The organism is Streptomyces sp. NPDC022552 (genome assembly GCF_055561875.1).
This window is the reverse complement of the sequence record NZ_JBVHGJ010000002.1, coordinates 749,419-764,071: the sequence shown is the minus strand read 5'-3', so window position 1 is coordinate 764,071 and position 14,653 is coordinate 749,419. Positions and strand designations below refer to the sequence as shown.

General features: G+C 71.4%; 11 protein-coding genes. 4 read left to right on the top strand and 7 right to left on the bottom strand.

Features of this window, described 5'->3' with window-relative positions; genetic code table 11:
- Nucleotides 1–5: 5 nt before the first annotated feature.
- The 4 genes from ACZ3OF_RS08370 to ACZ3OF_RS08355 form a co-directional block, all read right to left on the bottom strand.
- On the bottom strand, nt 6–380 hold the full coding sequence (locus tag ACZ3OF_RS08370; protein WP_361669345.1) for a VOC family protein: 375 nt from the start codon (nt 378–380) through the stop codon (nt 6–8).
- Between the two features lie 71 nt (nt 381–451).
- Entirely contained in the window at nt 452–1,171 is a 720-nt protein-coding gene (locus ACZ3OF_RS08365) for a VWA domain-containing protein (RefSeq protein ID WP_361669347.1), read from the bottom strand.
- 115 nt (nt 1,172–1,286) lie between these two features.
- Entirely contained in the window at nt 1,287–2,165 is an 879-nt protein-coding gene (locus tag ACZ3OF_RS08360; protein WP_361669350.1) for an alpha/beta fold hydrolase, read from the bottom strand.
- The gene (locus ACZ3OF_RS08355; RefSeq protein WP_361669352.1) at nt 2,165–2,827 is read right to left on the bottom strand and encodes a PadR family transcriptional regulator; all 663 of its coding nucleotides are present in this window, start codon (nt 2,825–2,827) and stop codon (nt 2,165–2,167) included. Before ACZ3OF_RS08355 ends, ACZ3OF_RS08360 begins: the two co-directional genes overlap by 1 nt.
- A gap of 79 nt (nt 2,828–2,906) precedes the next feature.
- Here ACZ3OF_RS08355 and ACZ3OF_RS08350 point away from each other — a divergent pair, with 79 nt between their 5' ends.
- The 3 genes from ACZ3OF_RS08350 to ACZ3OF_RS08340 are packed head-to-tail and all read left to right on the top strand — an operon-like array spanning nt 2,907 to nt 5,670.
- Entirely contained in the window at nt 2,907–4,037 is a 1,131-nt protein-coding gene (locus ACZ3OF_RS08350; RefSeq protein ID WP_361669355.1) for an LLM class flavin-dependent oxidoreductase, read from the top strand.
- Nucleotides 4,034–4,759: an SDR family NAD(P)-dependent oxidoreductase gene (locus ACZ3OF_RS08345; protein WP_467303498.1), complete on the top strand. Its 726-nt coding sequence runs from the start codon at nt 4,034–4,036 to the stop codon at nt 4,757–4,759. Before ACZ3OF_RS08350 ends, ACZ3OF_RS08345 begins: the two co-directional genes overlap by 4 nt.
- Entirely contained in the window at nt 4,756–5,670 is a 915-nt protein-coding gene (locus ACZ3OF_RS08340; RefSeq protein ID WP_467303496.1) for an alpha/beta hydrolase, read from the top strand. Before ACZ3OF_RS08345 ends, ACZ3OF_RS08340 begins: the two co-directional genes overlap by 4 nt.
- 479 nt (nt 5,671–6,149) lie before the next feature.
- On the opposite strand, the gene ACZ3OF_RS08335 is transcribed toward ACZ3OF_RS08340, so the two are convergent.
- The 3 genes from ACZ3OF_RS08335 to ACZ3OF_RS08325 all read right to left on the bottom strand — a co-directional run bounded on the left by ACZ3OF_RS08335 (nt 6,150) and on the right by ACZ3OF_RS08325 (nt 13,387).
- On the bottom strand, nt 6,150–7,610 hold the full coding sequence (locus tag ACZ3OF_RS08335) for a glutamate synthase subunit beta (protein WP_361669363.1): 1,461 nt from the start codon (nt 7,608–7,610) through the stop codon (nt 6,150–6,152).
- Entirely contained in the window at nt 7,603–12,162 is a 4,560-nt protein-coding gene (gltB, locus tag ACZ3OF_RS08330; protein WP_467303494.1) for a glutamate synthase large subunit, read from the bottom strand. The genes ACZ3OF_RS08335 and gltB overlap by 8 nt, the downstream gene beginning before the upstream one ends.
- Nucleotides 12,163–12,658: 496 nt before the next feature.
- Nucleotides 12,659–13,387 carry a VIT1/CCC1 transporter family protein gene (locus ACZ3OF_RS08325; protein WP_361669368.1) on the bottom strand — a complete coding sequence of 243 codons (729 nt, stop codon included), beginning with the start codon at nt 13,385–13,387 and terminating at the stop codon, nt 12,659–12,661.
- Between the two features lie 221 nt (nt 13,388–13,608).
- On the opposite strand from ACZ3OF_RS08325, the gene ACZ3OF_RS08320 reads away from it, so the two are divergent.
- Nucleotides 13,609–14,619 (top strand): ADP-ribosylglycohydrolase family protein, encoded by a 1,011-nt coding sequence (locus tag ACZ3OF_RS08320; protein ID WP_361669371.1) that lies wholly within the window; start codon nt 13,609–13,611, stop codon nt 14,617–14,619.
- Nucleotides 14,620–14,653 lie beyond the last annotated feature (34 nt).

Here is a 14,653-nt window from a genome sequence, read left to right as displayed (position 1 = left end):
CTGGATTACTCCGCGCGCTCGGCGGCCGACCGCTCCACGCAGAACTCGTTGCCCTCGGGGTCGGCCATCGTGGCCCAGCCCGTACCGTCCGCGTTCCGGTGGTCATCGACCATCGTGGCGCCCAGAGCGAGCAGCCGCTCGACCTCCTCGTCCCGGCTGCGGTCCTGAGGCCGCAGGTCCAGATGGACCCGGTTCTTGACCGCCTTCCCCTCGGGTACCTGGATGAAGAGCAGGTCCGCCCCCGTGGAGTGGACCAGCGCCTCGGGGTCGCCGGGGACATCCTCCTCGGACACCTTCCCGTCCAGGACCTCGGCCCAGAAGGCCGCCAGACCGTACGCGTCGGAGCAGTCGAACGTCACGTGTCGCACAAGAGATGCCATGCTGCCACTATCACCTGGTCAACTGGCCTCGGGCCAGCGGGTTTTCCCGCTACCGCCGAGGAAGCGGCGGCTCACGGCCGGACGATGGCACGGGCCCGGGCGGCGGCGAGCCAGGTGGGGAACTCGGAGACGAGCCGGTCGTACAGCTCGGCGTCCGGAACCCTGCGCGGATCCATGCCCGCGTGGAAGAACCCGGCGTTGTCGACGGGCCGCTTGTCAGGAACCGCCAACTCGTCCAGCTTGCGGAGGAATTCGAACTGCCGGCTGCCCGGGTCGCCGAAGCCGATGAACTGCCAGAAGAGCGGCAGCATCGCCGCCTTGCACAGATACCGCTCGGCGGCGAGCTTGTTGATCGGCCCGCCGTCGGTCTGGAAGACCACGAGCGCGGGCGCGGTGGCGCCGCTGTCGAGGTAGTGGTCGATGACCGCGTCCATCGCCAGGTGGTAGCTGGTCTTGCCCATGTGACCGAGGCCGGCGACGATCCGGTCGATCCGCCCCTGGTGGCCGGCGAGTTCGATGTCGGTCTCGGCGTCGATGTCGGTGGAGAAGAAGACCACGGGCACCCGGCCGTCGTCGTCCAGGTTGGCCGACAGGCCCAGCACCCGGTCGGCCAGCGCCTGGACGCTGCCGTCCTTGTAGTACGGCTTCATCGAGCCCGAGTAGTCGAGCACGAGGTAGACGGCGACGCGCTGCCCCTCCATGCCGTGCTTGCGCAGGGAGACGCCTGCCGACTTGTAGAGACTCACCAGCGCCGGTGCGGTCTCCTCGACCTTGCGCAGACTCAGTGCCACGGACGGCTCCCCTCCCCCGGGCCGCGCGGAGCACTGCCGCGCGGCTCCCTCCCGCATGGACTCCCGAGCGTACGGGATCAGCCGTGGGGCGCTTCACCTGCTCCGCGGGCGGTCGTCACGCGCTCCCCACCGCGGCGAGGATCAGGGAGGCGACGCGTTGCGGCGCCTCCAGCGGGGGCCAGTGGCCGACGTCCGGCAGGGCGTGGAGCGTCGCGTCCGGCATGCGTTCGGCGATCCGCTCGGCGATGTGGGCGCCCGAGACGGGGTCGAGCAGGCCCCAGACGAATGCCGTGGGCAGGTCGCCGGTCTCCATGGCCCCCACCCAGCGGTCGCGGTGGGTGGCCCGGTCGTCGATGTAGCGGATCAGCCGATGGGCGTTCAGGTGTCCGTCGCCGCGGCTGAGGCCCTTCCACATCTCGGCCGCGTCGGCGCTCGCGTCGTGGCTCTCGGGGAAGGTCGGCGCGAGGGCGCCGGCCAGGAGTTCGGCGTTCAGCGCCGCGCTGAGCCGGGGGCCGAGCTCGGGGTCGAGCAGCGCGGACTGGGCCGGCTCCGGCCGGTGGAGTTCGGGGTAGATGCCGCCGTTCAGCAGGGTCAGGCTCGTGATCTCGCTCTTCGACGCTCCCTCGGCGCGGCGGGCGAGGAGCTCCTGCGCCACCGTGGTCCCGTAGTCGTGGGCCACGAGATGCGTCGAGAGCACCGCCTCGTGCTGCCACAACGCGGACACCAGGTCGGCCTGTTCATGGATCGAGTAGGTGTGGCCGGCCGGCTTCTCGCTCGCGCCGAAACCGAGGAAGTCCGGTATGAGGAGGGTGTGGTGGGCGGCGAGCGCGGGTGCCGCCCGCGCCCAGTCGTGCGACGAACTGGGGAACCCGTGGAGGAGGGTCATCACGGGTCCGCTGCCGGTCCGGCGGACGAACACCTCGCGGGGAACCCCGCCGACGGTGAGCGTGATCTGCTCGCCCTCGGCCCACCACTGCTCGATCTCGGTCGTCATCAAAGCCCTCCGTCGGTAGGGGGAGAATGCGGTGTGGCGCCGCGTGGGCGTTCGCCCCCGGCCGCGCGGGACTTCTCCAGGTTCTCGATGTCGTCCAGCATGGCGTCCGCCAGATCGCGCTCGGCGGCGTAGTAGCGCTCGGCCCAGGTGAGCGTGAGCAGGGGGTACGCCCACGCCTCCTCTGCCTTCGCCCCCTCCACGTCGGCCTCCGCGCGCAGCCGCATGGTCTCGGCGAACTCACGGTGACGGGCGAGGACTTCGCGCATCTGCTCGGGTTCGAGGAGATGGCCGAGCCAGAGCCTGAGCATCGGTCCGTGCTTGAGCACCGGCGGATCGACGGGCGCGGTGCGAGCCCACGTGCGGACGGCCGCCATCCCCTCGTCCGTGATCCGGTAGACCCGCTTGTCACGGCTCCCCGTCTCCTGGGCGACGGTCCGCGAGGTGGCGAATCCGGCCTGCTCCAGGCGCTTCAGCTCGCTGTAGATCTGGCTGAACGACGGGCTCCAGTAGAAGAAGCGCAGTGACTGGTCTGCCCACTTCTTGAGGTCGTAGCCGGACAGCTCCCGGCCGAAGGAGAGCAGTCCGAGCACCGCCCAACTGGTCGCGGGAAACCCGGGAATCTCCGGCTCTCCGCCCCGCCCCGCCGTCGTCTTGTCCGCCACGGACCGAAGTCTACGACTCCCTTCCGCCCCTCACCTATGACTGCTAGAAGTATTTCTATTCGAAATAGAGGAGTTCATCGTGAAGTTCTCCATGATCTTCGAGGCCCAGCTCGCCGACCCGACCCCCGAACGTGAGCGCCAGGTCATCCACGACTGCGTCGAACAGGCCGTCCACGCCGAGCGGATGGGCTTCGACCGCGTCTGGGCCGTCGAGCACCACTCCCTCACCCAGTACGCGCACATGAGCGCGTCCGAGATCTTCCTGTCCTGGGTCGCCGCCCGCACCGAGCGCATCCGGATCGGCCACGGCGTCGTCACCATGCCCTTCGGCTACCAGCACCCGGTACGGGTGGCCGAGCGCGCCGCCATGCTCGACGTCCTCAGCGGCGGCCGGGTGGACATCGGCGCCGGCCGGGGCGCGACCCGCCAGGAGATGCGCATGTACGGAGTGCGCCAGGAAGACACGTATCCGCAGATGGAGGAGGCCATGCGGATCTTCTCGCACGCCTGGCGCGAGGAGCGGTTCGAGTGGCACGGCTCCCTCGACATCGGCCCCGGCGCCGTCCTCCCGCGCCCCGTGCAGGCCCCGCACCCGCCGCTCTTCATGGCCTGCTCGAAGCACGACACCCTCAAGCTCGCCGCCGAACTCGGCATCGGCGCGCTGGTGCTGGGGTTCGCGGGCGCCGACGACGTCCGCGCGATGCGGAAGGTCTACGACGACGCCATCGCTGTACGCGACGGCTCGCGGCTCGTCTCCACCGAGGTCAACGACCACTTCTCGGCGCTCTGCCCCACGATCGTCCTGGACGACGCGGAGCGCGCGCTGCGCCTGGGCACACGCGGCCAGCGGTTCTTCGCCGAGTCGATCGCCCACTGGTACGGCAGCGCCCCGGCCCCCACGGGCTACGCCGAGGACGAGGACCACACGGCCGCGCTCGCGCGTCGCCGCGAGGAGCTGGTCGCCCGGCTCCACGAGGCGAACGTCCCGGCCCGCCCGGTCGACACCGGCCCGTACAACACCGACCACGCCTACGGGGACGCCGACACCGCCATCGCCTACGTCGAGCGGCTGCGCGAGATCGGCGTCGACGAGGTGATGTGCCTGATCCAGATGGGCACGGTTCCTCAGGACGTCTGCATGGAGACCATCCGGCAGTGGGGCGAGCGGGTCATCCCGCACTTCCGCGCGCGCTCGGGGGAGGCCTCGTGACCTCCCTCTCCGGCAAGGTCGTGATCGTCACGGGCGCGGCGCGCGGCCAGGGCGCGGCGGAGGCCCGGCTCCTGGCGGCGTCGGGTGCGCGGGTCGTCGGTACGGACGTACGGGAGGCGGAGGGCCGGGCGGTCGCGGCGGAGCTCGGCGACGCGGGCCTCTTCGTGCGCCACGACGTGACCTCGGCGGAGGACTGGCGGGAGGTCGCCTCGGCCGCCGTCGGCGCGTACGGGCGGATCGACGCGCTGGTCAACAACGCGGCTCTGTGGCGGACGGCCCCGGTGGAGTCGGAGACGTACGAGGGTTTCGAACTCCTCCTCAGGGTCAACCTGTTGGGGCCGTTCCTCGGCATCCGGGCGGTCGTTCCGGCGCTGCGCGAGGCGGGCGGGGGATCGATCGTCAACGTGTCGTCGACGGCCGGTCTGGTGGGCGTCCCCGGACACGCGGCCTACGGCTCCAGCAAGTTCGGACTGCGCGGACTGACCCGCTCCTCGGCGCTCGACCTGGCGCGGTACGGGATACGCGTCAACTCGGTGCACCCGGGGGCCGTCGACACACCGATGACGGCGGCGGTGGCCGGCAAGGACTGGTCGCACGTGCCGCTCGGCCGGATGGGCCGCGCGGAGGAGGTCGGCGGTCTGATCGCCTTCCTGGTCTCGGACGCCTCCTCCTATGTGACGGGGGCGGAGTTCACGGTGGACGGGGGGCTGACGGCCGGATGACGGATCCACTGACACCGGCGGCCAGGGCGCTCTGCGAGGCGATGTCGGCGAAATTCCCGGGCCCGGGATCGCCGGCGGCGCTGCGGGCGGCGGCACGGGCGGGCGTACGGGACGTCCCGCCGCCGCACGAGACGACGGCGAACGGCGTACGGGTACGGCTCTACGCCCCGGGCACGGGCTCCGGGCCGGGTACGGGTGTCGCGCTCGACCCCGCGGCCCCTGGCCCCCGGCCCGTCGTCGTCTTCGCCCACGGCGGCGGCTGGGTCCTGTGCGACCTGGACACCCACGACGGCCTCTGCCGTGAACTGGCTGTCCGGGCAGGGGTCTCGGTGGCCTCCGTGGACTACCGACGCGCACCCGAAGACCGTTTCCCGGCCGCCGAGGACGATGTGTACGCGGTCCTGCAGTGGGCCGCCGCCCGGTACGGAGGCCCGCTGATCCTGGCGGGCGACTCCAGCGGCGGCAATCTCGCGGCGGGAGCGGCCCTGCGCGCCCGGGACGCGGGCGGCCCCTCGGTCGCGGGCGTGCTGCTGTTCTACCCGGCCCTCGACCACCGGCTCGACTCCGTCTCGGCGGAGGCGTACGCCGAGGGCTTCTTCCACACCACGGCCCATATGCGCTGGTACTGGGAGCAGTACGTCGGCCCGGCCGGCGACCCGGTCGCCGCCTCCCCCGGTCTGGCCGCCGACCTCACCGGCCTCCCCCCGGCCCTCGTGGTCCTCGCCGACTGCGACCCGCTCCGGGACGAGGGCCTGGCCTACGCCCGCCGGCTCTCCTCGGCGGGCGTCCGCGCCGAGGTGCGGCTGCACACCGGGGTCTTCCACGGCTTCCTGGGGGCGCGCGGCGTACTGCCCGAGGCGGACGCGGCCCTGGCGGGCGCGGCGGGCTGGCTCGCTAGCCTGTGCGGGTGAGACCGAGCACGCCGTACCGTCCGCTGGACATCACGATCCCCTTCCCCGATCTGGCCGCGTACGCGCGGACGGCGACCCGGCTGCACCCGCGCCGGGGCACGCCGACGACGGCGGACAGTTCGGTGGGCGGGCCGCTGCTGTGGCCGGCGGACGAGGCGTGGCCGGTGTGCGGGACGGCCCATGGACGGGTGCCGGGAGTGCGGCCGGAGCGGGCCCGACGGTACGAGCGGATGGTCGAGGCGGCCTGGGCGCGTCCCCGGCCGGCCGATGCGGAGGGCCTGCCGTACACCGACGCCGAGAGGGCGGAGCTGGCCGAGATGACGGGCTCGGGCTACCAGCCGGACCGTCACCCGCCCCGGCGAGGCGCCCCGCGCGGAAGCGCACCGCGGCGCCCTCCCAGTCGTCCGGTCGGGGACATTCGGGGGGCGCCGCGCTCAGTTCCGTACGTCGTTGTACGGGACGTCTTGGGGACGGGACGGTCAGACCGTCAGGGCTCGGTCCGTCGGGCGGATCGGGGCCGGGAGGTCGCTCGCGCCCGTCAGGAAGCGGTCGACTCCGCGGGCGGCCGAACGGCCCTCGGCGATCGCCCAGACGATCAGCGACTGGCCGCGGCCGGCGTCACCGGCCACGAACACACCACCGACGTTGGTGGCGAAGTCCGCGTCACGGGCGATGTTACCCCGCTCATCGAGGTCTAGACCAAACTGCCCGACCAAGCCGTTCTCGACGTCCGTGCCCGTGAAGCCCATCGCGAGCGTGACCAGCTGCGCCGGGATCTTCCGCTCCGTACCCGGCTTCTGCGTCAGCTTGCCCTCGACGAACTCGACCTCGACCAGGTGCAGGAACTGGACGTTGCCGTCCTCGTCGCCCTCGAAGTGGGTGGTGGAGACGGAGTAGACCCGCTCGCCGCCCTCCTCGTGCGCCGAGGTGACCTTGTACAGCATCGGGAACGTCGGCCACGGCTGGCCGGCCGCCCGCTCCTCGCCCGGACGCGGCATGATCTCCAGCTGCGTGACCGAGGCCGCGCCCTGGCGGTGGGCGGTGCCCACGCAGTCCGCGCCCGTGTCGCCGCCGCCGATGACGACCACGTGCTTGCCCTCGGCCGTGATCGGCGCGGTGACGAAGTCACCCTCGACGACCTTGTTGGCGAGCGGCAGGTACTCCATCGCCTGGTGGATGCCGGACAGCTCCCGGCCCGGGACGGGCAGGTCACGGGCGGTCGTGGCGCCCGCGGCGATGACCACGGCGTCGTACCGCTTACGCAGGTCGGTCGCCGTGATGTCGCGGCCGATCTCGACACCCGTACGGAACTTGGTGCCCTCCGCGCGCATCTGCTCGATGCGGCGGTTGATGTGCCGCTTCTCCATCTTGAACTCGGGGATGCCGTACCGCAGCAGTCCGCCGATCCGGTCGGCGCGCTCGAAGACGGCGACCGTGTGACCGGCCCGCGTCAGCTGCTGGGCGGCGGCGAGACCCGCCGGGCCCGAGCCGACCACGGCGACGGTCTTGCCGGACAGGCGCTCGGGCGCCTGCGGCTTGACGTCGTTGGCGTCCCACGCCTTGTCGATGATCGAGACTTCGACGTTCTTGATGGTGACGGCCGGCTGGTTGATGCCGAGCACACACGCGGCCTCGCACGGAGCCGGGCACAGACGGCCGGTGAACTCCGGGAAGTTGTTGGTGGCGTGCAGCCGCTCGGACGCCTGCGACCAGTCCTCGCGGTAGGCGTAGTCGTTCCACTCGGGGATCAGGTTCCCGAGCGGGCAGCCGTTGTGGCAGAACGGGATGCCGCAGTCCATGCAGCGGCCGGCCTGCTTGCTGATGATCGGCAGCAGGGAGCCGGGCACGTAGACCTCGTTGAAGTCCTTGACGCGCTCGCCCACCGGACGGGTCTTGGCGACTTCGCGCCCGGTGGTCAGGAAGCCCTTGGGGTCAGCCATTGGTCGCCGCCTCCATCATCTTCTCGGTGGTCTCGGCCTCGGAGAGACCGGCGAGCTCAGCGGCGTCCTTGGCGGCGAGCACTGCCTTGTACGTGGACGGGATGATCTTGCTGAAGCGCTCCGCGTTCGCGGGCCAGTCGGCAAGGAGCTTCTCCGCGACCGTCGAGCCGGTCTCCTCGTGGTGGCGGCGCACGACGTCGTGCAGCCACTGCTTGTCGGAGTCCGTCAGCGTCTCGACGGCGGACAGGTTGCCCGAGTTGACGTTGTCCCGGTCGAGGTCGACGACGTACGCGACGCCGCCCGACATGCCGGCCGCGAAGTTGCGGCCCGTCTCGCCGAGGACGACCGCGCTGCCGCCGGTCATGTACTCGCAGCCGTGGTCGCCCACGCCCTCCGAGACCACCAGCGCGCCGGAGTTGCGGACGCAGAAGCGCTCACCGGTACGGCCACGCAGGAAGAGCTCGCCGCCGGTCGCGCCGTACGCGATGGTGTTGCCGGCGATCGTCGAGTACTCGGCCAGGTGGTCGGCGCCACGGTCCGGGCGGACCACGACGCGGCCGCCGGAGAGGCCCTTGCCGACGTAGTCGTTGGCGTCGCCCTCCAGGCGGAGCGTGACACCGGCCGGCAGGAAGGCGCCGAACGACTGGCCGGCGGAGCCGGTGAAGGTGATGTCGATGGTGTCGGCGGGCAGACCCGCGCCGCCGAACTTCTTCGTCACCTCGTGGCCGAGCATGGTGCCGACCGTGCGGTTGATGTTGCGGATCGCGACCTGGGCCCGGACCGGCTGGGCCTCCTCGGCCGTCGCCGCGCCGAGCGCCTCGGCGGCGAGCTCGATGAGCTCGTTGTCGAGGGCCTTCTCCAGACCGTGGTCCTGCTCGATCAGGGCGTGGCGGACCGCACCCTCGGGCAGCTCGGGCACGTGGAAGAGCGGGGCCAGGTCCAGACCCTGCGCCTTCCAGTGCGTCACGGCGCGGCTGGTGTCGAGCAGCTCGGCGTGGCCGACGGCCTCTTCGAGCGTACGGAAGCCCAGCTCGGCGAGGATCTCGCGGACCTCCTCGGCGATGAACTCGAAGAAGTTGACGACGAACTCGGCCTTGCCGGAGAAGCGGTCACGCAGGACCGGGTTCTGCGTGGCGATGCCGACCGGGCAGGTGTCCAGGTGGCAGACGCGCATCATGACGCAGCCGGAGACGACGAGCGGCGCGGTCGCGAAACCGAACTCCTCGGCGCCGAGCAGCGCGGCGATGACGACGTCACGGCCGGTCTTCAGCTGGCCGTCGGTCTGGACGACGATCCGGTCGCGCAGACCGTTGAGCAGCAGCGTCTGCTGGGTCTCGGCGAGGCCGAGCTCCCAGGGACCGCCCGCGTGCTTCAGCGAGGTGAGCGGCGAGGCGCCCGTACCGCCGTCGTGGCCGGAGATGAGGACGACGTCCGCGTGCGCCTTGGAGACACCGGCGGCGACCGTGCCGACGCCGACCTCCGACACCAGCTTCACGTGGATGCGCGCGGCCGGGTTGGCGTTCTTGAGGTCGTGGATCAGCTGAGCCAGGTCCTCGATGGAGTAGATGTCGTGGTGCGGCGGCGGGGAGATCAGACCGACACCCGGGGTGGAGTGCCGGGTCTTGGCGACCCACGGGTAGACCTTGTGGCCGGGCAGCTGGCCGCCCTCGCCGGGCTTGGCGCCCTGGGCCATCTTGATCTGGATGTCGTCCGCGTTGACCAGGTACTCGCTCGTCACACCGAAGCGGCCGGAGGCGACCTGCTTGATGGAGGAGCGGCGCGCCGGGTCGTACAGGCGCTCCGGGTCCTCGCCGCCCTCACCGGTGTTGGACTTGCCGCCCAGCTGGTTCATGGCGATGGCGAGGGTCTCGTGCGCCTCGCGGGAGATGGAGCCGTACGACATGGCGCCGGTCGAGAACCGCTTGACGATCTCGGAGACCGACTCGACCTCGTCGATCGAGATGGGCTCGCGGTCCGAGGTGAAGCCGAACAGGCCGCGGAGCGTCATCAGGCGCTCGGACTGCTCGTTCACCCGGTCCGTGTACTTCTTGAAGATGTCGTACCGCTTGTTGCGCGTGGCGTGCTGGAGCCGGAAGACGGTCTCCGGGTCGAACAGGTGCGGCTCGCCCTCGCGGCGCCACTGGTACTCGCCGCCGATCTCCAGCGCGCGGTGCGCGGAGGGGACGCCGGAGGCGGGGTACGCCTTGGCGTGGCGGGCTGCGACCTCCTTGGCGACGACGTCGAGGCCGGCGCCGCCGATCTTGGTGGCCGTGCCGTTGAAGTACTTCTCGACGAAGGCGGTGTCGAGGCCGACGGCCTCGAAGACCTGGGCGCCGCGGTAGGAGGCGACGGTCGAGATGCCCATCTTGGACATGACCTTGAGGACGCCCTTGCCGAGGGCGTAGATCAGGTTCCGGATGGCCTGCTCGGGCTCCAGGCCCTCGATGAAGGTGCCGGCGCGGACCAGGTCCTCGACCGACTCCATCGCCAGGTACGGGTTGACGGCGGCGGCGCCGTAGCCGATGAGGAGGGCCACGTGGTGGACCTCGCGGACGTCTCCGGCCTCGACCAGCAGACCAACCTGGGTGCGCTGCTTGGTACGGATGAGGTGGTGGTGGACGGCTGCGGTGAGCAGCAGCGACGGGATCGGCGCGTGCTCGGCGTCGGAGTGCCGGTCGGAGAGGACGAGCAGGTGGGCGCCGCCCTCGATCGCCGCGTCGACCTCGGCGCAGATCTCCTCGATGCGGGCGGCGAGCGCGTCGCCGCCGCCGGAGACCCGGTACAGGCCGGACAGGGTCGCGGCCTTCATGCCGGGCATGTCGCCGTCGGCGTTGATGTGGATGAGCTTGGCCAGCTCGTCGTTGTCGATCACCGGGAAGGGCAGGGTGACGCTGCGGCAGGAGGCCGCGGTGGGCTCCAGGAGGTTGCCCTGCGGGCCCAGCGAGGAGTGCAGCGAGGTGACGAGCTCCTCGCGGATGGCGTCCAGCGGCGGGTTGGTGACCTGCGCGAAGAGCTGGGTGAAGTAGTCGAAGAGCAGCCGGGGGCGCTCGGACAGGGCCGCGATCGGGGAGTCCGTGCCCATGGAGCCGAGGGGCTCGCCGCCGGTGCGGGCCATCGGGGCGAGAATGATGCGCAGCTCTTCCTCGGTGTAGCCGAAGGTCTGCTGGCGGCGGGTGACCGAGGCGTGGGTGTGGACGATGTGCTCGCGCTCGGGGAGGTCCTCGAGCGTGATCTCGCCGGTCTCCAGCCACTCCGCGTACGGGTTCTCGGCGGCGAGGCCGGCCTTGATCTCGTCGTCCTCGATGATCCGGTGCTCGGCGGTGTCGACGAGGAACATCTTGCCGGGCTGGAGGCGGCCCTTGCGGACGACCTTGGCGGGGTCGATGTCGAGGACGCCGACCTCGGAGGAGAGGACGACGAGGCCCTCGTCGGTGACCCAGTAGCGGCCGGGGCGCAGACCGTTGCGGTCGAGGACCGCGCCGACCTGGACGCCGTCGGTGAAGGTGACACAGGCCGGGCCGTCCCAGGGCTCCATCATCGTGGAGTGGTACTGGTAGAAGGCGCGCCGGGCCGGGTCCATGGAGTCGTGGTTCTCCCACGCCTCGGGGACCATCATCAGGACCGAGTGCGGCAGCGAACGGCCACCGAGGTGGAGCAGCTCCAGGACCTCGTCGAAGGAGGCCGAGTCGGAGGCGTCCGGGGTGCAGACCGGGAAGATGCGGTCGAGCTTGCCCTCGCCGAAGAGGTCGGAGGCGAGCTGGGACTCGCGGGCCACCATCCAGTTGCGGTTGCCCTTGACCGTGTTGATCTCACCGTTGTGCGCGACGAAGCGGTACGGGTGGGCCAGCGGCCAGCTCGGGAAGGTGTTGGTGGAGAACCGGGAGTGGACCAGGGCCACGGCGGTGGCGCAGCGGCGGTCCGACAGGTCCGGGAAGAAGGGCTCCAGCTGGCCGGTGGTCAGCATGCCCTTGTAGACGATCGTGCGGGCGGAGAGCGACGGGAAGTACGTCCCGGCCTCACGCTCGGCGCGCTTGCGCAGCACGAAGGCCTTGCGGTCGAGCGCGATGTCCGTGCTCGTGCCGTCGGCGACGAAGAGCTGCCGGAAGACCGGCATGGTGGAGCGGGCGGAGGCGCCGAGGAGCTCGGGGGCGACGGGGACCTCACGCCAGCCGAGGACGTTCAGACCCTCCTCGGACGCGATCGTCTCGATCTGCGAGACGGCCTGTGCGGAGCCGTCGGCAGGGAGGAAGGCGATACCGACGGCGTAGGAGCCGGCGGCGGGAAGGTCGAAGTCGGTGACCTCGCGCAGGAAGGCGTCCGGGACCTGGAGCAGGATGCCGGCGCCGTCTCCGGAGTCGGGCTCGGAGCCGGTGGCGCCGCGGTGCTCGAGGTTGCGCAGTACGGTCAGCGCCTGCTCGACCAGCGCGTGGCTGGCAACACCGGTCAGGGTGGCCACGAACCCGACACCACAGGCATCGTGTTCGTTACGGGGGTCGTACATCCCCTCCGGAGCGGGGCGACCGTCCATGGGCGACCAGGCGTCGGAACGCATCGGCTCTCCCGTCGTCGTCGTGGCATATGCAGCTGCCGAGGGACGACGTTGGCCCTCCGCGAAATTTCGTGCAGGTTACATGATGGCTGGCTTCTCGCGAAGCGGATAGCTCATTCCAACATGCGGACACCGCTGACACGGAGCGGTGATGGTGGTTCACGCGTGAAGTGGTGGAACTCAGGGGTGAATCTCGGTGGATCTCAAGGGGTCGGACGACCCGACGCAGAGCGAGCCTCATTGCCCGCGGCGCTTACGCCTCATGCCCGGTGGTCATGCATTCGAAACCGCCGGGTAACGGCTACATATGTCGCGCTGTGCATAGTGTCTCACTGGGCGGCCGATCCGCCCAGGGGATATACGTCACAGCAAGCATGCACGCAGAAGGCCCTCGTCGCAGGACGAGGGCCTTCGGTGCGGGTACGCGAGCGGGTGGGTCGCGGGGCCCGCGAGCGGGGCTCGCGGGCGCGCCTCGGCTCTGCGGCGGGGCCGCTCCGGCTCAGAGTGCGGCGCCGAAGAGCATGCCGAGCCCGTACGTGAGGGCCGCGGCCGCGCCACCGAGCACGAGCTGACGCAGTCCGCTGAACCACCAGCTGCGCGCCGTCACGCGGGCCACGAGCGCACCGCAGCCGAAGAGCCCGAGGAGCGCGAGCAGCACGGCCGGCCACAGCGCGCTCGCGCCGAGCAGATACGGCAGTACGGGAAGCAGCGCGCCGAGCGCGAACGAGGCGAAGGACGACACGGCGGCGGTCATCGGCGACGGCAGGTCGTCGGGGTCGATGCCCAGCTCCTCGCGGGCGTGGATCTCCAGCGCCTGCTCCGGGTCGCGGGAGAGCTGCATGGCCACCTCACGGGCGAGTGCGGGCTCGACGCCTCGGGACACGTACAGCGCGGCGAGCTCCTCCATCTCGTCGATCGGGTGCTTGCGCAACTGGCGGCGCTCGACGTCCAGTTCCGCCTGGACGAGTTCGCGCTGCGAGGCGACGGAGGTGTATTCGCCGGCGGCCATGGAGAAGGCACCCGCCGCGAGGCCCGCGAGGCCGGTGATGACGATGGTCTGCTGCGAGACCGCGCCGCCCGCGACACCGGTCATCAGCGCCAGGTTGGAGACCAGTCCGTCCATCGCCCCGAACACCGCCGGGCGCAGCCAGCCGCCGTTCACGTCGCGGTGCGTGTGGTTGTCGCGGTGGGCCTCGTGCAGTGGTGCCTGGACTTCGATGATGGACATGCTTCTCCCCTGTTCGCTCCGGCGGGCCGGGCTGCACCCGCCGCCCCCAACACCCTCGAAAATACGCCCGATGTAAGGGGTCCGCCAGCAAGGCAGGCCGTACTTAGTAAGGCTGACCTGCCCTTCTGGCGGGGTGTCAGCCGGGTGACAGAGACGTTTCTGCGACGTCATCTCCTCCCCGGCGTGGCACAGATCCAGGAACCGTGAAGAAGGGGTGCCAGATGGTGAGCGAGACGGGAACGACGGCATGCGATACGCGCGAGCGCGCCAGGGGCGCGCTGCTCGGCCTCGCGGTCGGTGACGCGCTCGGCGCGCCCGCCGAGAACATGCGCCCGTCGGAGATCCGCCGCCGCTGGGGCCGGATCGAGGGCTTCGTGACGGACCGTCCGGCCGGCACGGACGACACCGAGTACGCGATCTTCTCGGGACTGCTGCTCGCCCGGCACGGCTCGGCGCTGACCGTCCAGCACGTGGAACGGGCGTGGCACCACTGGATCGCGGACCTGGACGAGGGCCCGTTCCGCGGAGCGGGCTTCAGCGAGCGGGGCACGCTGGAGAACCTCCGGCGGGGCCTTGCGGCGCCCATCTCGGCGCAGCACCGGCACGCGTGGTCGGACGGCCTGGCCATGCGGGCGGCGCCCTTCGGGGTCTTCGCGGCGGGCCGCCCGGCGGAGGCGGCCCGGCTGGTCGCCATCGACGGCACCGTGAGCCACGACGGCGAGGGCATCTACGGCGGCCAGGCGGTCGCGGCGGGCGTCGCGGCGGCGATGGGCGGCGCGTCGGTGACCTCGGTCATCGCGGCGGCCCTGTCGGTGGTCCCGATGGACTCCTGGACGGCGCGCTCGATGCGCCGCGCGGTGGTGGCCGCGCAGCGGGTGGACCCGGATCCGCTGGTGCGCGAGCGTACGGTCCGCTCGGCGGTGGTCATCGGCGGCTACCCGTGGACGGACCTCGCCCCGGAGGCGGTGGGCCTCGCCTTCGGCGCCTTCGCGGCGGCCCGCGGCGACTTCCGTACGGCGGTCCTGATGGCGGTCAACATGGGCCGCGACGCCGACACGACGGCGGCCGTGGCGGGCGCGCTCGCGGGCGCGGCCTCGGGGGTCTCGGCGATCCCGGAGGAGTGGGGGTCGGCGATCGCCCCGGTGACGGGCAGCTGCCTCCCGTCGATGCGGGGCTATCACGTCCTGGACATCGCCGACCTGCTGACGGGCGACGAGGAGGAGGCGGCATGACCACGACGGACCCGACCCACCGCACCTACGGCTC